At 31.2% G+C, this 17,967-nt stretch carries 18 protein-coding genes and 1 tRNA gene; 9 read left to right on the forward strand and 10 right to left on the reverse strand.

The window, feature by feature from the left end; translation table 11 throughout:
- Positions 1-18: 18 nt before the first annotated feature.
- Positions 19-2,142, reverse strand: coding sequence for a Tex family protein (locus QLS65_RS04420; RefSeq protein ID WP_282715463.1), 2,124 nt, complete (start codon positions 2,140-2,142; stop codon positions 19-21).
- A gap of 64 nt (positions 2,143-2,206) precedes the next feature.
- Here QLS65_RS04420 and QLS65_RS04425 point away from each other — a divergent pair, with 64 nt between their 5' ends.
- Positions 2,207-2,476, forward strand: a complete 270-nt coding sequence (locus tag QLS65_RS04425; protein WP_282715465.1) for a DUF1294 domain-containing protein — start codon at positions 2,207-2,209, stop codon at positions 2,474-2,476.
- Here the strand turns inward: QLS65_RS04425 and QLS65_RS04430 are convergent.
- The 3 genes from QLS65_RS04430 to QLS65_RS04440 all read right to left on the reverse strand — a co-directional run bounded on the left by QLS65_RS04430 (position 2,455) and on the right by QLS65_RS04440 (position 5,133).
- Positions 2,455-3,597 carry an ATP-binding protein gene (locus tag QLS65_RS04430; protein ID WP_282715467.1) on the reverse strand — a complete coding sequence of 381 codons (1,143 nt, stop codon included), beginning with the start codon at positions 3,595-3,597 and terminating at the stop codon, positions 2,455-2,457. The genes QLS65_RS04425 and QLS65_RS04430 overlap by 22 nt on opposite strands.
- Positions 3,598-3,726: 129 nt before the next feature.
- A complete protein-coding gene (rpiB, locus tag QLS65_RS04435; protein ID WP_099713954.1) occupies positions 3,727-4,155 on the reverse strand; it encodes a ribose 5-phosphate isomerase B in 429 nt (142 codons plus the stop codon).
- Positions 4,156-4,899: 744 nt separating this feature from the next.
- Positions 4,900-5,133, reverse strand: a complete 234-nt coding sequence (locus tag QLS65_RS04440; protein ID WP_282715469.1) for a DUF2007 domain-containing protein — start codon at positions 5,131-5,133, stop codon at positions 4,900-4,902.
- A 118-nt stretch (positions 5,134-5,251) separates the two neighbouring features.
- Between QLS65_RS04440 and rnr the strand changes: the two genes are divergently transcribed.
- The 3 genes from rnr to QLS65_RS04455 are packed head-to-tail and all read left to right on the forward strand — an operon-like array spanning position 5,252 to position 8,885.
- Positions 5,252-7,444 (forward strand): ribonuclease R, encoded by a 2,193-nt coding sequence (gene rnr, locus QLS65_RS04445; protein ID WP_282715471.1) that lies wholly within the window; start codon positions 5,252-5,254, stop codon positions 7,442-7,444.
- 5 nt (positions 7,445-7,449) lie between these two features.
- Positions 7,450-8,166 (forward strand): head GIN domain-containing protein, encoded by a 717-nt coding sequence (locus QLS65_RS04450; RefSeq protein WP_282715473.1) that lies wholly within the window; start codon positions 7,450-7,452, stop codon positions 8,164-8,166.
- 41 nt (positions 8,167-8,207) lie between these two features.
- The gene (locus QLS65_RS04455; protein WP_099713951.1) at positions 8,208-8,885 is read left to right on the forward strand and encodes a LysE family translocator; all 678 of its coding nucleotides are present in this window, start codon (positions 8,208-8,210) and stop codon (positions 8,883-8,885) included.
- Between the two features lie 372 nt (positions 8,886-9,257).
- Here QLS65_RS04455 and QLS65_RS04460 read toward each other — a convergent pair.
- Together QLS65_RS04460 and folB are read right to left on the reverse strand one after the other, a co-directional pair.
- Positions 9,258-9,328: transfer RNA gene (locus tag QLS65_RS04460), tRNA-Cys, on the reverse strand.
- A 93-nt stretch (positions 9,329-9,421) separates the two neighbouring features.
- Positions 9,422-9,781 carry a dihydroneopterin aldolase gene (gene folB, locus QLS65_RS04465; RefSeq protein WP_282715476.1) on the reverse strand — a complete coding sequence of 120 codons (360 nt, stop codon included), beginning with the start codon at positions 9,779-9,781 and terminating at the stop codon, positions 9,422-9,424.
- A 124-nt stretch (positions 9,782-9,905) separates the two neighbouring features.
- On the opposite strand from folB, the gene QLS65_RS04470 reads away from it, so the two are divergent.
- The 4 genes from QLS65_RS04470 to QLS65_RS04485 all read left to right on the forward strand — a co-directional run bounded on the left by QLS65_RS04470 (position 9,906) and on the right by QLS65_RS04485 (position 13,290).
- On the forward strand, positions 9,906-12,008 hold the full coding sequence (locus QLS65_RS04470; protein ID WP_282715478.1) for a glutamine--tRNA ligase/YqeY domain fusion protein: 2,103 nt from the start codon (positions 9,906-9,908) through the stop codon (positions 12,006-12,008).
- A 303-nt stretch (positions 12,009-12,311) separates the two neighbouring features.
- On the forward strand, positions 12,312-12,641 hold the full coding sequence (locus QLS65_RS04475) for a YtxH domain-containing protein (RefSeq protein ID WP_099713948.1): 330 nt from the start codon (positions 12,312-12,314) through the stop codon (positions 12,639-12,641).
- Between the two features lie 40 nt (positions 12,642-12,681).
- Complete coding sequence (locus tag QLS65_RS04480) at positions 12,682-13,032, forward strand: phage holin family protein (RefSeq protein ID WP_099713947.1); 351 nt, start codon at positions 12,682-12,684, stop codon at positions 13,030-13,032.
- A gap of 3 nt (positions 13,033-13,035) precedes the next feature.
- Positions 13,036-13,290: a DUF6327 family protein gene (locus QLS65_RS04485; RefSeq protein ID WP_099713946.1), complete on the forward strand. Its 255-nt coding sequence runs from the start codon at positions 13,036-13,038 to the stop codon at positions 13,288-13,290.
- A gap of 27 nt (positions 13,291-13,317) precedes the next feature.
- Here QLS65_RS04485 and QLS65_RS04490 read toward each other — a convergent pair whose 3' ends face one another.
- Positions 13,318-14,307, reverse strand: coding sequence for an SPFH domain-containing protein (locus QLS65_RS04490; RefSeq protein WP_282715480.1), 990 nt, complete (start codon positions 14,305-14,307; stop codon positions 13,318-13,320).
- A 79-nt stretch (positions 14,308-14,386) separates the two neighbouring features.
- On the opposite strand from QLS65_RS04490, the gene QLS65_RS04495 reads away from it, so the two are divergent.
- Complete coding sequence (locus QLS65_RS04495) at positions 14,387-15,028, forward strand: outer membrane beta-barrel protein (protein WP_282715482.1); 642 nt, start codon at positions 14,387-14,389, stop codon at positions 15,026-15,028.
- Between the two features lie 29 nt (positions 15,029-15,057).
- Here the strand turns inward: QLS65_RS04495 and QLS65_RS04500 are convergent, their stop codons facing one another.
- The 3 genes from QLS65_RS04500 to gltX form a co-directional block, all read right to left on the reverse strand.
- Entirely contained in the window at positions 15,058-15,357 is a 300-nt protein-coding gene (locus tag QLS65_RS04500; RefSeq protein ID WP_282715485.1) for an STAS-like domain-containing protein, read from the reverse strand.
- A 64-nt stretch (positions 15,358-15,421) separates the two neighbouring features.
- On the reverse strand, positions 15,422-16,309 hold the full coding sequence (locus QLS65_RS04505; protein ID WP_282715487.1) for a hypothetical protein: 888 nt from the start codon (positions 16,307-16,309) through the stop codon (positions 15,422-15,424).
- Positions 16,310-17,818, reverse strand: a complete 1,509-nt coding sequence (gltX, locus tag QLS65_RS04510) for a glutamate--tRNA ligase (protein WP_282715489.1) — start codon at positions 17,816-17,818, stop codon at positions 16,310-16,312. It abuts the gene before it with no gap.
- Positions 17,819-17,967 lie beyond the last annotated feature (149 nt).

A 17,967-nucleotide genomic window follows, 5' to 3' on the forward strand; every position in this document is an offset into this window, starting at 1 on the left:
GAAAAGCTTTTTTTTGTTTTAAAGTATCATACTCAACTGAATCCGTTTTCTATCCTCATCGACTTCAGTCACTTTTACCTGAACGTGTTCGTGCAATTTTACCACTTCATTCACATCGCTTACAAAACCTGCTTTGAGTTGCGAAATGTGAACCAAACCACTTTCTTTTACGCCAATATCCACAAAACAACCAAAATTGGTAATGTTATTTACAATTCCAGGTAAAACCATTCCCGTTTTTACATCTTTTATCGTTTTTACATTGGGGTCAAATTCAAATACTTTCGCAGATTTTCTTGGGTCTAATCCCGGTTTTTCGAGTTCTTTTATAATGTCTTTCAATCCCAATAAACCTATTTCTGGAGTAATATAATTTTCTGGTTTTATCAAAGCGGTTTTTTCTTTGTTAGCAATCAAATCATTCACCGTTAATTTCAAATCTTTTGCCATTTTCTCCACAATTCCGTATGCTTCTGGATGCACAGCCGAATTATCCAACGGATTTTTCGCATTCGAAATTCGAATAAAAGCAACGCCTTGTTGGTACGCTTTTTCGCCCAAACGCGGCACTTTTTTAAGTTGTTTCCTGTCTTGAAAAGGACCGTTTTCTGAACGGTATTGCACGATGTTTTCGGCCAGCTTCTCTCCTATTCCACTCACATAACTCAACAAATGTTTACTCGCCGTGTTGATATTTACACCAACCGAATTCACGCAACGAATCACCGTACTGTCTAATTCTTCTTTTAATTTATTTTGATCCACGTCATGTTGATATTGGCCTACGCCAATGGCTTTTGGGTCAATTTTTACTAACTCCGCAAGTGGATCACTCAATCGTCGTCCGATAGAAACCGAACCACGAACAGTGACATCATAATTAGGAAACTCCTCTCTGGCTATTTTTGAAGCTGAATACACCGATGCTCCGGCTTCGGAAACGATAAAAACCTGAACTGGTTTATCGAAAGCTATTTTCTTAATGAAGAATTCGGTTTCACGTGAAGCCGTTCCATTTCCTATTGAAATAGCATCAATTTTATACGAATTCACCATTGAACGAATTTTTTTCATTGCCATCACTTCCTCTTTTTGAGGCGCATGCGGATAAATGGTTTCGTTGTATAACAAATCCCCTTTTTCGTCCAGACAAACAATTTTACAACCACTTCTAAATCCAGGATCAATCGCCAGAATTCGTTTTTCACCCAAAGGCGGAGCCAATAATAACTGTCCAAGATTATTCGCAAAAACCTGAATCGAATTAGCATCAGCCTTAGCTTTTGCTTCTTGCAAGGCTTCATTTGAAATGGCTGGATTTAGCAATCTTTTGTAACTGTCTTCGATGGCTAATTGTACGTGAGACGTGGTTTTATTTTGACCTTTTAAAACTAACGCATCAATAATATCATACGCTTCATCAATATCAACTTCTACTTTAAACTTGATAAAGCCTTCATTTTCGGCACGAAGCATCGCTAATAATCGATGCGATGGTGCTTTAGTCAACGGTTCAGACCAATCGAAATACTGATTGAATTTCTGCGCCGCTTCGTCGTCTTTCTTCGTTTTTACTACTTTGGTGGTAATGGTTGCTTTGCGTTCGTACAATCTTCGGAGTTGCTTTCGAACATAAATATTTTCATTAATCCATTCGGCAATAATATCTCTTGCTCCTTGCAAAGCTGCTTCTTCATTGATGACATTTTCATTCAAATATTGTGTTGAAATGAAATCGACATCATCATTATTTTGCGCCATGATGATTTTTGCCAACGGTTCTAATCCGTTTTCACGGGCAACATCGGCTTTCGTTTTTTTCTTCTTTTTGAATGGCAGATAAAAATCTTCCAATTCTTGTAAATCGAAGCTCTGTTGGATTTTTTTTTCTAATTCTGGACTAAGCGCATTTTGTTCCTGAATCGATTTTAAAATCGCTTCTTTACGTTTTACAATAACCTCGTATTCTTTTTGGAGCTTTGCAATTTGTTCTATTTGTACTTCATCCAGATTTCCTGTTGTATCTTTTCTATACCTCGAAATAAACGGAATCGTACAATCCTCTTGTAATAATTGAACGGTTTTTTCAATGTTTATTCCTGCTGTAGCAACGATTTTTGATATGAATTGTATGTTAGTCATTTTAAATTTAAGATTATAAAATCATGTTGCTAAAATAGTATCTTTGAGTCAAAACTCCTTATTTATGTCTTTTTTATTCTGGTATTTTCCACTTATTAATTTAGTTGCTTTTTCAATAATAGCAGTTGACAAACGGCTGGCCATACAGCAAAAAAGGCGCATTTCTGAACGTAATTTATTGCTTACGAGTCTAATCGGCGGTACAATTGGTTCCGGATTAGCGATGCTTTTTTTTCGACACAAAACTTCTAAAATGTCTTTTTTATGGAAGTTTTTTTTAATTGGGATATTGCAACTTTTTATAGTGTATTTCTATGTTATAAAATCTAAATAATTACTCTTGTTGATTACTTCAAAAGTAGCTTCCGGATATGCTTTTGCGAAAGCAGCAGGAATTTTGACTTTTTTGGTTTCACTCCACTTAAACTCAAATCCAGCCAGTTCTTCTCCTTTTTCTTCGAGCCAGTCTAGTTCTTGCTGATCATAAGTGCGCCAGAAATAATTATTCGTTTTTATTTTTAAATAGTTTTGTTTTTTAACGCGTTCTACCGCCAAGTAATTTTCCCATAAATCGCCCACATCTGTTCTAGAATCCAATCGGTTGAAATTATTAATGATGCCGTTTCTAATGCCATTGTCATAAAAATACCAACGGCTGGATTTCACAATTTCTTTTCGAAGATTGCGACTGAACCCTTCTACTTTGAAGATAATAAACACTTTAGAAAGCAAATCTAAATAGTTAGCAACTGTATTTTTAGACATTTGCAACTGATTTGCTAATTCCTGCAACGAAACTTCTTTTCCTAATTGATAGGCTATCAAACGCAGCAAATCATATATTTTATCGGCGTGTTTTATTCCTTCAAAAACTAAAATATCTTTCAGTAAATACGAATTGATGATTTCATATAAATACTCTTTTTTATCCTCCCAATCTGAATATTGAATCAGTTCCGGATAACTTCCAAAGAGTAATCTTTCCTCTAATTTTTCTGTAGTTTGTTTGTAATTTTCGTATTGGGAATATTCCATTTGTGCCAATGGAAAAAGATACAAGGTGTTTTTTCGTCCTACTAATGGTTCACCAAGATTGTTGTTTAAATCAAATATTGAGGAACCTGTAGCAATGATTTTGATTCCATCAATAGCATCCACAATCAATTTTAGAATAAGTCCAATATCAGGAATCGTTTGGGCTTCGTCTATAACCAGTAAATCAATATTGAGTAATAATCGCTTGTAATTTGCTACAGAACGTTCTTTGAGCAGATTAGCGTCATTAATATCTTCCCCGTTCAGTTGCAAATAACTTCCATCAGGAATAGTTTGAAGGTAATTTTTTATTAGTTCGGTTTTTCCAACACGACGAGCACCTAGTAATATCAATACTTTATTAGGAAGTACTTTGTTACCAAAATCTTGAAAGAGTGCTCTTTTTAAATAATTTTCCATTCTATTTGATTTAGAAATCTAAACCAAATATAATCAAAAAACAGTAATTCAGTCAGTACGTTGACTAAATTAATGTAAATTCAGTCAACGTACTGACTGAATTAATGTAAATTCAGTCAATAAAAATTTCTAACAAGAAATTTTATCTACTCTATTTTGGTGTCTTCCACCTTCAAATTCGGTGTTTAAGAACGCTTCTACCATTTCTACTGCTTGTGGAATTGAAGTAAAACGAGCGGGAATACTAATAATATTCGCATCATTGTGTTGACGCGCCAAAACTGCAATTTCTTTCATCCAACATAAAGCAGCGCGAACTTTAGACTGTTTATTCACTGTCATAGAAATTCCGTTTCCGCTTCCGCAAATAACAATTCCAAAATCAGCTTTTCCCTCAGCAACATCAGTCGCAACCGGATGACCAAAATCAGGATAGTCCACACTGTCTGCTGAATCTGTTCCGTAATTAGTTACCTCATGTCCTTTTGCTTTAAGCATTTCAACAATTGCTTTTTTGTAATCTGGTCCTGCGTGATCGTTTCCTATGGAGATTTTCATCTTATATGTATTAAGTTGTGTGGTGCAAATTTAAATAAAGAAATCTAGTTTTGCAGAATTTAAATTTCGCTTCTTTAATTGATTGTTACAATTGATATAAGTCACGAAAAATATAAATTAACAGGATATTTTATAACTATCAGATTGCTATTGTATTAGCGGTTATCAACAATTCCAATAAATCTATAAATAGCTGTAAATCAATGTGGATTTTATATTTAAAATGTTAAAAATTTACATTGTTAATAGCAAAACGCAATTGCTTGATATTCAGTTAACTTTAAATTAACATACAATGTTCATAACTTTAGATAGAATATTAGAAGTTTTTTATGGTTGTATCTAAAAAATAAGTAATCCAAAACCCACATTAGAAATCCAAATTAAGTTCGTTGAATTTTTAGAATAGTTATCAATATTAAAAAGTAGTTTATCAACAAATTTTAAAAAAGTACTTATTTACAAAATCAATTCTTTTTAGATTATTAACCATTGTTAATTAAAATTAGAAAAGACTTTAAAACGAAGACTTTAGTATAAAATAACTATGTTGATAAGTCCGTATAACATCTTTTAACTTGATTTCAATACATTTTAAAATAAATTTATTGCCACTATTAACACACTATAATAACAACCAAGAAAGAATTTAAATTTAATTTTTCTTTTTGTTTATTTAAATATATGTTGACAACTTTGAAAAAATTAAAATTTAAAAAATAGATTTTACTGTTCTAATTTCCTTTAAACGATTTTTAGATTGTTATTCAAGTCATCAAGAAATTCTTGCACTTTTTCAAAATCATTGATATGAATTTTAAGCTTGATTCCACCGTAGGCAAAACTCCCAAATGGATCAACTGAAACTAAGGTTTCGTTTTCAAAAAAATAATTAATTTTTTCTTGTTCCAATAAATGCTTCAGCACTACAATTTCATGTGAATAATTAAAAATCGCAATTATTTGAAAGTCTTCCATTTTAATTGTTTTTATAAAGATACAACTATTCTTTAAAGTTATATTTTCTTTAAAACTGTTAGCTCTTTACCGAAAACAGTTAAGTATTTTGTAATTTTAAACTTTTAAGAAAAGATATATGAGTAAAAGATTAAGAAAGCCGATAAAAAAAGAGAAAGACTACTCTGATAAAATAGTAAAAATATTATCGCAAAGTGCTAATAAAGCATTCAATTATAAACAAATAGGAGCAAAGCTGGAACTCGATGATACCCAAAGCAGAAATCAAATTATAAAAGATTTGAAGATTCTGGCTTCTCAAAATAAAATTATAGAATCTGAACCTGGTAAATATTTAGTAAAAGCAATAAGCAAAGACTATTACGAAGGTAAAATTGACATGACGGGACGTAAAACAGCTTATTTTGTTTGCCCAGATTTAGAAGAAGATGTTTTTATTCCTACCAATAATTTGAACCATGCTTTAGACAAAGATATTGTCAAAGTCTATGTTTACAATCGAAGAAAAGGGAAAAGACCTGAAGGTGAAGTCATTGAAGTCATTGAAAGAAATAAAACTGACTTTGTTGGTGTAATTGATATTCAAGCTAATTTTGCTTTTGTTTCTACTGCAAATCCAAAAATGTATACTGATATTTTTATTCCAAAGGATAAAATAGGTGAGGCAGAGCAAGGTGATGTAGTTTTAGTTCATATCGAAGATTGGCCAGCCAGAGCCGATAGTCCTTTTGGTTCCGTAATAAAAGTTTTAGGTAAACCAGGAGAACACGATACAGAAATTCACGCTATTCTTGCTGAATACGGATTACCATCAGAGTTTCCTATTGAAGTAGAAACGTTTGCACAAAAAATTGATACTTCCATAGAGGAAAGTGAAATTGCCAAGCGTCGCGATATGCGCGATACATTGACTTTTACCATTGATCCAAAAGATGCGAAGGATTTTGATGATGCTTTATCATTTAAAAAATTAGAGAATGGTAATTACGAAATTGGTATTCACATTGCCGATGTTTCCCATTATCTTCAAGAAGGAACAATCCTGGATGATGAAGCGTATCAAAGAGCAACATCAGTTTATTTAGTGGATCGAGTAGTACCAATGTTACCCGAAGTATTATCAAATTTTGCGTGTTCATTGCGTCCAAATGAAGAAAAATATACGTTTTCGGCTATATTCGAAATTACGGAAAAATCTCAAGTGGTGAATCAATGGTTTGGAAGAACTGTAATTTATTCAGATCAAAGATTCTCCTACGAAGAAGCGCAATATATCATAGAAACGAAGGACGATGTTATTCCTGAAGAAATTTCTATAACTGGAAGTTCGTATCAAGTTTCAGCAGCAATTGTTGCAGCGACGCTAAAAATGGATGAATTAGCTAAAATTTTCAGAAAAAGAAGAATGGCTGATGGAGCCATTTCTTTTGATAAAGTAGAAGTGAAATTTAATTTAGATGAAGCTGGAGAACCTCAAGGAGTTTATTTTAAAGTTTCGAAAGATGCGAATCATTTGATTGAAGAATTCATGCTTTTAGCCAATAAAAAAGTAGCAGAATACATTGGAAAACAAAAGAAAACCTTCATTTACAGAATTCATGATGAACCAAATGAAGATAAATTAATTGCCATGCAAACGGTAATTGCCAAGTTTGGTTACAAAATTGATTTTAGAAACAAAGGAGATATTTCAAAATCATTGAATGCTTTGATGGAAGAAGTGAATGGTAAAAAAGAACAGAATTTAATTGATACGCTTGCCATTAGAAGTATGAGTAAAGCTAAATATTCTACTGATAACATAGGACATTACGGTTTAGCTTTTGAATATTATTCTCATTTTACATCGCCAATTCGTCGTTATCCGGATGTAATGGTGCATCGATTATTACAACATTATCTTGATGGAGGAAAATCAGCTGATGAAGAAACGTATGAAACAAAATGTTTGCATTCATCTACAATGGAAGGTTTAGCAACCAATGCCGAGCGTGATTCTATCAAATACATGCAGGTAAAATACATGCAGGATCATCAGGATCAGGAATTTTTAGGTGTAATTTCTGGTGTGACGGAATGGGGAATTTATGTTGAAATAATCGAGAATAAATGTGAAGGAATGTGTAGAATACGTGATATAAATGACGATTATTACACTTTTGATGAAAAACAATATGCACTAACTGGCGCAACTTCTGGTAGATTATTACAATTAGGAGATGAAATTTACGTTAAAGTAAAAAATGCCGATTTAGTTAAAAAACAACTGGATTTTAATTTTTTAAGAAGAATTGAAGAACCAATTAAATAAAAAAAATGAAATCAAAGACTCACGAATACCAAAAAAGCAATATTAGAAATATGAGTAAAAAATTAGTGATTATTGCCTTTGTATTGTTAACTCAAATTACAAATGCTCAGGTAAGCAGAAACTTAGGAGATTTTGATGAAGTAAAAGTATTTGATAAAATCAATGTAAAATTAATTCCAGCTTCAGAAAATAAAATAGTTATCACTGGAGACCGTGCAGATGAAGTAGAAACAGTAAATAAAAATGGCGAATTGAAAATCAGAATGCCATTTCCACAATTGTTATCTGGAGATGATATTACAATAAAATTATATTTTAAAAATATTGAAAGTATCAGCGCAAGCGAGGGAAGTTATGTATCAAGTGAAACTGATTTCAAACAAACTATGTTAGATTTAAATGCAAAATCAGGAGCAGAGATTAACATTGAAATTGATGTTGATAAAGTGAATATAAAAGCAAGTGCCGGCGGAATAATTGATGTTTCTGGTAAAGCAACAAATCAAGATGTTGTTATTACTTCAGGCGGAATTCTAAAAGCAATTGATTTACATACAAAACAAACAACAATAAGCGTTGCTGCTGGAGGAAAATCTGAAATTCATGCAACTACATTAGTTGATGCAAAAGTGAAAGCAGGAGGCTCTATTTTTATCTACGGTAAACCAAAACAGATTAATAAGGAAGTTTTCATTGGCGGTACTATTTTAGAAAAAAATTAGTACTTTGGTTTAGATTTTATGGTAATAAATTTAAATTTTTAATGATAAACGATATTTTATCTGGTATTCCTTGGGGAATTTTCTTGAGTTTTATGATTGGCCCTGTTTTTTTTATTTTACTGGAAACAAGTATTATAAAAGGGTTTAGAGCTGCTTTAGTATTTGATTTAGGGGTAGTTTCAGGAGATATTGTTTTTATTGGAATTGCTTATTTAGGAAGCTACAGGTTGATTCAAAGTTTAAAAGATCAACCGGCACTTTTTATTTTTGGAGGTGTATTGATGCTGGTTTATGGTATAATTTCCTTCATACAATTAAAAAAAGAAGAAAAAATAAATACTGATATTATTGACAGGGAAATAGTCAAAAAAAACTATTTAAGTCTTTTTATAAAAGGGTTTTTGTTAAACATTATCAATATTGGTGTTCTTGGTTTTTGGTTGGCTATTATTATTTCAGTAGGACCAAAACTAGAAATGCAAACCTCCAGAATGATAACTTTTTTTACATCAGTGGTGGTTTCTTATTTACTTATTGATTGTATTAAAATATTATTAGCCAAGCAATTAAAAACAAAACTAACACCGGTAAACATTCTTAAAATCAAAAAAGGAATCAGCATTGTGATGATGGTTTTTGGGATGGTTTTAATAACTCAAGGTTGGTTCCCAGAAGAAAAAGCAATGGTTAAAAAAGCATTTGATAAAATAGATAATTAAAAGAATATAATTTCTATAATAATAAAAAAAGCCTTGATTCTAATTAATTTAGAGTCAGGGCTTTTTTATATTTAAAAAGTTAAGTCATTTTTTTTAACCATTAAGGAATTAAGAAAAATTAAGTCTAAATCTTAATGAAACTTAATTTCTTAATGCTTAATAATTTAGATGTTTTTTATGTCTAAATTACTTTGAATATCGTCTGTATTCAAACTATATCTTTACTTAATTTTTCTTAAAAATTAGACATAAAAAAACCTCCAAATTACTTTGAAGGTTTTTGAATATCGTCTGGATTCGAACTATATCTTTATTTAATTTTTCTTAAAAATTAGACATAAAAAAACCTCCAAATTACTTTGAAGGTTTTTGAGGCATCGTCCGGATTCGAACCGGAGTAGGAGCTTTTGCAGAGCCCAGCCTAGCCGCTCGGCCACGACGCCAATTATTTATTGGTGTGCAAATATAGTAAAAAAGTTAAAAAAGGAAAGCTAATAACTACAAAGTTTTAAAAATTCATAATTTGTAATTTGTAATTAACTTCTATATTCTTCCATTTCTATAGTAACTGCTTCAACATCACCACCAATAGGAGGATTGAGTTTAGAAACTGCAACAATAATTCTGGAAACCTCAGGAATTTCCTCAAAAATTCGAGTTATGATTCGGTGTGCCACATGCTCTAATAAGTCCGAACGAATCGCCATTTCTTCTACAACAATGCGATTTAAAAGCACGTAATCTACGGTATCTTTCAAATCATCTGAGATACTGGATTTTCTCAAATCAGTCTTAACTTCTAAATTTACTATATAGTCAGACCCTATTTTTCCTTCCTCGATTAAACAACCGTGGTAGGAGAAGGTTCTTATATTTTTAAGTTTTATGATTCCCATTATTTTATTTTTTTGTTTAAAGCGTAAAGTTTAAAGCGGAATTACTAACTTTTCATAGGTTTCTATGGAAACAGTAAACATTAAACCTTAAACTTTTTTACCTTTGCTAAAATAAAACAAAAAAATGTCAACTGAAGAAAAATCACTCCATTTTATAGAACAAATCATAGAAGACAGTTTATCAAACGGTTTTCCCCAAGATAAATTACGTTTCCGTTTTCCACCAGAACCTAATGGGTATTTACACATAGGTCATGCTAAATCGATTTGCTTGAATTTTGGATTAGGGTTAAAGTACAATGCGCCAGTTAACTTACGTTTTGACGATACAAATCCAGCCAAAGAAGAGCAGGAATATGTAGATGCCATAAAAGAAGATTTACAATGGTTGGGCTTTAATTGGGCCGAAGAAAGATATGCATCGGATTACTTCCAACAATTATACGATTGGGCTGTGAAAATGATTAAAAACGGTAAAGCTTACATTGACAGTCAATCTTCAGAGGATATGGCTGCGCAAAAAGGAACGCCTACACAACCTGGAGTTGATGGACCTTACAGAAACCGTTCTATCGAAGAAAATCTTACTTTGTTCGAAGGAATGAAAAATGGAGATTTTGAGGAAGGAAGCCATGTTTTACGTGCTAAAATTGATATGACTTCGACTAATATGTTGATGCGCGATCCATTGATGTATCGTGTTTTACACCGTCATCATCACAGAACAGGAAACGATTGGAAAATCTACCCAATGTATGATTTCGCACACGGAGAAAGTGATTATATAGAACAAATTTCACATTCTATCTGTACGTTAGAATTTGTCATGCACAGAGAATTATACAACTGGTTTTTGGACCAAATTTATGATGACTCAAAAGTAAAACCACATCAATATGAATTTGCGCGTTTGAACTTGAATTACACCGTAATGAGCAAGCGAAAACTGTTGCAATTGGTACAGGAAAATATAGTTAATGGTTGGGATGATCCAAGAATGCCAACGATTTCCGGATTAAGAAGAAGAGGCTATACAGCTAATTCTATTCGTAAGTTTTGTGATATTATTGGTGTTGCCAAAAGAGAAAATATAATCGATTTTTCACTTTTGGAATTTTGTTTGCGCGAAGATTTGAATAAAACTGCTCCAAGAGTTATGGCGGTTTTAGATCCGATAAAATTAGTAATTACGAATTATCCGGAAGCTAAAGAAGAATGGCTGGAAGCCGAAAATAATCAAGAAGACGAAAGTGCAGGATTTAGAAAAGTTCCTTTTTCAAAAGAATTATTTATTGAAAGAGAAGACTTTTTAGAAGATGCTCCGGCTAAGTTTTTCCGATTGAGTTTAGGCCGAGAAGTACGTCTTAAAAATGCGTATATCATTAAAGGAGAAAGTGTTATAAAAGATGCAGCTGGAACTATTACGGAGATTCATGTAACGTATGATGAAGACAGCAGAAGCGGAAGTGGGAGTGAAGCCAGTCAAAGGAAAGTGGCTGGAACCTTGCACTGGGTTTCTATACAACATGCTTTAGAAACAGAAGTTCGTCTCTACGATCGCTTGTTTATTGATGAAGCACCAGACAGTCATAAAGAGAAAAATTTCTTAGAATTTATGAATCCTAGTTCGTTACAAATTGTAAAAGGATTTGTAGAACCAAGTTTAGCAACGGTTCAATCTGGAGAGAAATTCCAGTTTCAACGTTTGGGTTATTTCAATGTGGATAAAGATACAACCGAAGGTAAAATTGTCTTTAATAAAACCGTTGGATTGAAAGATGCTTGGGAAGAAAAAGGCAAAAAAGAGGAAAATTTATTGATGAACACTCAAAAAGAAATTAATAAATATGTAAAAGAAAAGGATGAAAACAACGCGAGTTTGATTTTAAACAGCATTGTTGAAAACATAAAAAGTATTGATAATTACAGTTTAATTATTCAGACTATTGTCAAAAATATCAAGAATGACAATAACTCATTGTTGTTTTCTAATTTGATTTTACATCATTCAGATAAAGTTCAAGTAAAAGATATCGAAGAAGAAGCTTTGACAAAATTATACACGATGTCGTTAAAAAGTCAAATGGCAGCCGTTAGAATTTTAGCTGTTGAAAATTTGCAAAATGATTTGAATAATTTCAGCCTTTTCGAAACGCAACTTTCAGAATTAAAAACGAACGAGAAAAACGAAAAAGTGTTACAATTATTAAATGATCTTAAATTTTAAGATTTATTTTTTAAATAGATTTTATCAATTAAAAGCTCTCTTCTTAGAGGGCTTTTTTTATTATTGTAATTTCTTATAAAAAAAGTATTTTTAATAATTATTTCCAATTAAAAACGAGGTTCATAAATTGATTTTAAGGCAGTTTTTTAAAACAAATGACAGTCAATATAGAATCCAAATAAACATTAAACAGCTCGCTTTTATTTGCTTTTTGTCTTGTAAAATTACACTTTAACGAGTTGTTAACGGGTTGTTGTTAATAAATCCGTATCTTTATGAAACAAACTTTTAAAATTAAGAATCATGTCGAATAATACGGGAAATACATTATTGGCTCTTTTGACAGGAGCAGCTATCGGAGCTGGAATCGGAATTTTATTTGCTCCGGATAAAGGTTCTAAAACAAGAGGAAAAATTAAAGATGGTTTTGATGATGTTAAATGTGAATTAAAAAATAAATTGGACAATGCATCTTTAGAATTGAAAGATAAATTCACAAGTGCAAAATTTGATTTAGAAGAAACTTATGAAGAACTGGTTTCAAATATGAGTCACAAGACCGAAGATGTAATTTCATTCTTAGAGGAAAAATTAGCGGAGCTAAAGAGGCAGAACGCAAAACTTCAAAAATAATTTTGATTTACCTATTGTATCAAATCCTAAAAACAAATCCATGGCCTTTGAAGAACTAAAAGAAAATACAGAAAACATTCAAGAACAAGCCAAAGCTTATTTAGAAAGTACTGTGGCGTATTATAAATTGTGGGGTTTCAAGGTTGCAATGAAATCAACAACGATGATCATAAAATTTTCATTGATTTTATTGTGTTTCAGTATGGTTTTATTGTTTTGTTCTGTTGCCGCTGCGTTAGCTATAGGTATCGCTTTAGATAGTTACGCTTTGGGATTTTTAATCGTTGGAGGAGTTTATCTTGTGATTACAGGAATTTTATTTTCTATAAAAGATAAAATCGTTGAAGGACCAATTTTAGAGAAATTTTCAGAAATATTTTTTAACGACTAACTTATGGAAACCAAAAAATATTCTTCGTATGCTCAAATTGAAAGGGAACTTGAAATTTTAAAAATTGAACAAGAAATCAGTTATCAGAAATTGGCTTATGGTTTTCAAAAAACAAAAGAAAGCATAACACCAATGAATCTAGTAAGTGGAGTTGTTGGTTCTTCCTTATCGGCCTTTTCAGGGTCATACGGAACAATCTTAAACATTGCATTACCGTACGTAATCAAATGGATTAAAAAAATAAAAAGAGGCAATTAAGCCTCTTTTTTTATGAATTCTAGTAAATTATTCTTCTGTTTCCGGGCTTTCTGGAGCTTCTGGTTTTTCAGGAATTTCTATATTTTTTTCTCTTCTTGAAGTTCCTTTTTCACCTCTTTTTTTCATCAATTCACCCACTTGATTCGAAGCACTGAACGAAGCAATCATATTGTTCAGCATATCACTTCCAGCTTGTGGAGAATTAGGCAATAAAATCAGATTAGAATTTGCGTCAGCACCAATAGCTTGCAGTGTATCATAATGTTGTGTCACTACAATCAATGCCGAAGCTTCCTGAGAATTTATCCCAACTCTATTCAAAACATCTACACTTTCTACTAAACCTTTGGCAATTTCTCTTCTTTGGTTCGCAATACCTTGTCCTTGTAATCTTTTGCTTTCGGCTTCAGCTTCGGCTTTGGCTACAATTCTAATTCTTGATGCTTCAGCTTCAAATTCAGCTACCGTTTTTTCTCTATCAGCAGCATTAATTCTATTCATGGCATTTTTCACTTGAATATCCGGATCAATATCTGTTACCAAAGTATTGATAATCGTGTATCCATAAGTAGTCATGGCTTCATTCAATTCTCTTTTTACAGCAATGGCAATATCATCTTTTCTTTCAAAAACATCATCCAGTTTTAATTTAGGAACTTCGGCACGAACTACATCAAATACATAAGAAGTAATTTGATCGTGTGGATATTCCAGTTTATAAAAAGCATCATAAACGGTCTCTTTAATAACCATAAATTGAACCGAAACTTTAAGCTTAACAAAAACGTTGTCTTTAGTTTTTGTTTCAATGATAACGTCTAATTGTTGAATTTTTAGATTCACACGTCCTGCAATTCTATCTATCAAAGGAATTTTTAAATGCAAACCGGATTGTCTGATACTTAAAAATTTTCCAAATCGTTCTACAACAACAGCCGTTTGTTGTTTTACCGTAAAAAACGAAGACAGTAAAATAAAGAACCCAAAGACTAGTAGGATAATTAATGCAACATTCATAATATTTTTTGTTTTTAGTTAAAAATTATCTCACAATTTACAAAAAAACTTTAGGTTTGTCTTTGTAAATTTCAATTATATGAGAAAGATATCGTTTACTTTATTTTTTGTTTTCATTTCCATAACAGCCTTTTCCCAATATAAATACAGGGATTCAAATAGGATAGGAATCAGTTTTGGAGTCAATCAATTTACCCTGAACACTGATAATTTCCAAACTAAACCTGAATTGGGTTGGAATGCCGGACTTTCTATGCGGGGAAATTTCTATAATAATTGGGACATGGTGTATAACATTCAATTTAGCGAGAATAATTTTTCTGTTGGAACAAACACTTTTACTTTGGCTAAAGAAGATGTTAACTATAAATTGGCGTCAGCTCAAGTGTCTTTACAAGTGAGTTATAAACTTGTTGAAAATCATTTGAGTATTGAGTTTGGACCCATTGTTCAAGTAAATGGAAAATTAAATATTGATAATACAGATGAAAATAATGTTATTTCTGGTACAACGTTGTTAGCCAAAGATATTAGAGAGATTTCTAATTTTAATTTTTATCCAACGGTTGGAATCACGTTTGGTGTTCGTCATTTCAGAGCCAATGTTTCCTATCAATATGGTGTCAATAACATGCTTGAAAACTTGAACAACAAGAATTTAGGAGTAAATTTCAAAGGGAATCCAGGAATACTAAACGGGAATTTGATTATTTATTTGTAATAAAAAAGCTCCCAACTTGGGAGCTTTTTTTATTTTTGATATATGTCATTATACTTATATAGATAGGAACTTAACCTATTATATTGTGCTTTACTACATTTTAATTTTAAATTACTTTTTAGAATATTAAAACCATAATTATCAATAATATTACCTAAAGAAGAATTTAAAAACGAAGATGTTAATTGCATATCATTTTCAATTTCTAAAGTTATAATATGTTTTTCTTTTAGTGATTTATCTAATACACAATAAAGCTTTATACCTTCAACGTTAGTTTCGGTGTTTGATACAATGTTTTTTACTGATATTTGAGTAGTGTTGTTCATAATTATGGTACAAATATAAATATAAAAATTATTAACAAAGTAAAAAAAATGTTAATAAGCTTAATTAGATCTCATAAACATCATTTTCTTGGTCAATTTCATCAAATTCTAATGTGCTAATTTCTACTTTGATTAAAGTTCCTGAAAAATTCAGATTTGTTTCTTTTAAATAATAATCATCATTAAATTCTTTTAATAAATATCCATTATTTGAATATATTGTCAATAGACCTTTAAAATTTTCAGTAAAATCTAAAACATTACTTAGACCAAAGCCTTTATTACGTAGTGTTGAGAAAGATGATACCCCCGTTTCTAATGAATTTTTTATTGCTTGAGAATCTGAAACCCTATCTATTCCTTTTTTATCATAATAGTTATTCAATGAATTTGCTATACCTACACCGAAATCACAAACAGAAAAGGATAATAATTTTTTTACAGGCGAGTATTGGGTAATTATATACCCATTAACTGGAGATTTAGAATGATCAAAAATATTGTTGAAAATTTCAGACATATTTGTTGCAATTGGTAGAAGATCTTTCCCTTTAAAAAATGTTCTTTCAAAATACTTCTTTGCATATTCTGAATAACTAGTTATCATTGTAGGAGATATATGCCATAAGCAAAGTGTATTTTTGTTATGTGTTTCTGTAAAATTATCTCTATTAAAACCATTACTCCAATATTTTTTAAATTTGATACCTCTTAAATGTTTGGTCAGTTTACCTCTTCCATTTATAAATTGAATTTTAATTTTTTCATTGTTAAATAGATCCATTAAACAACCTAATAAAACTAGATCATCAGTATCTAAATAAGTTAAATCATTAAAATCTACTATTAAAGTATCAATATCAGAATTTAGTTTAGATTTAGAATTATTAATAAAATTAAACCAAGCAATTGGATTACCATTATTAGGTGTTTTAATCGTTAGGTTGGCCATTTATTTAGAGTTATGATTTATTGCTTTTAATATTCTATGGGTTGTTTCTTGTTTACCAATTAGTTCAGATAATTCAAATAAGTCAATTCCTTTCATTTCTCCTACCAAAGAAATTCTAAAAGGAGGCATTATTTGTCCAAATCCTAAACCTTCTTCATTAATCCAATCTTTTACTTTAATTTCTATTTCACTGCTGATAAAATTTTCTATTCCGTTAATTATTGTTAATAAATTAGTCATTAAAAAAGAAGTGTTTTCTTTCCAATTTTTCTCCATAGCCTTTTCATCAAACGACTTAGGTTTTTCAAAAATATAATTACTCAATTCCCATAAATCACTTATGAACACGGCTCTATCTTTTGTCAATGTAACAATTTTCTCAACAAAAACAATTGATTTATTATACCCTTTTTCCGATAAAATCACATTAAATTTTTCCGCAATTTCATGATTATTTTTGACATGTAAATATTGTTGGTTAAACCACTTTGCTTTATCTGGATTAAATTTTCCTCCTGATCTAGTTACATGCTCTAGTGAAAATGCTTTAATTAACTCCTCTAGTGAATATATCTCTTTTTCTATTCCCAATCCCTCATTCCACCCCAGCATAACTAACATATTTAATAAAGCTTCTGGAAAATATCCATCTTCTCTAAAACCTCTTGAATCGTTCCATTTTAAAGGAAATACAGGGAATCCTCCTATATCACCATCTCTTTTTGATAATTTGCCTTTTCCATTTGGTTTCATAATCAATGGTAAATGTGCAAATTCTGGAGCTTCCCAACCAAATGCTCTGTACAATAAAACGTGTAAGGGCATTGATGGCAACCATTCTTCACCACGAATTACGTGAGATGTTTCCATTAAATGATCATCCACAATATTAGCCAAATGATACGTTGGCATCCCGTCACTTTTGAACAATACTTTATCGTCTAAAAGATTCGTTTCAAACTTTACATCACCACGAATGATGTCATGCAAATGAAGCGTTTCATTTACCGGGGTTTTAAAACGGATGACATAATGTTCGCCATCAGCAATTCTTTTAGCAGTTTCGTCTGCAGAAATAACTAACGAAGTGTCCAGTTTTTCTCTGTTAGTATGATTGTATATAAAGGTTTTTCCTTGTTCTTCTTCTAATTTTCGTGCTGCATCCAAAGCTTCTGCTGTATCAAAAGCATAATACGCATTCCCGGAATTAATTAATTCAGCTGCATATTGTTGGTACAAATCTTTTCTTTCGCTTTGACGGTATGGACCAAATTTTTCATTTTTACCAATAGTCTCATCTGGCGCAATTCCTAACCATTCTAGTGCTTCCATGATATATTCTTCAGCATCTGGAACAAAACGATTTTGGTCCGTATCTTCAATTCTCAGGAAGAAAACACCATTGTTTTTTTTGGCAAACAAATAATTGAATAATGCGGTACGAACTCCGCCAATATGTAAAGGTCCTGTTGGACTTGGTGCAAAACGCACCCGAACTTGTTTAGACATTGCTATAAATTTTTTGCGAAGATACAAATTCGATTTCTCTTGTTATTATCTGTAAATGAGATAATGTAAGATTAATGAGTTTGATGATTTTTAACATTTCTTTATTCATATAAATTATTACTTTTATTGGTTATAAAAAACAAAGCATA

Origin of the sequence: Flavobacterium algoritolerans (assembly GCF_030010385.1) — a bacterium.
GTDB classification, from domain to species: Bacteria; Bacteroidota; Bacteroidia; order Flavobacteriales; family Flavobacteriaceae; genus Flavobacterium; species Flavobacterium algoritolerans.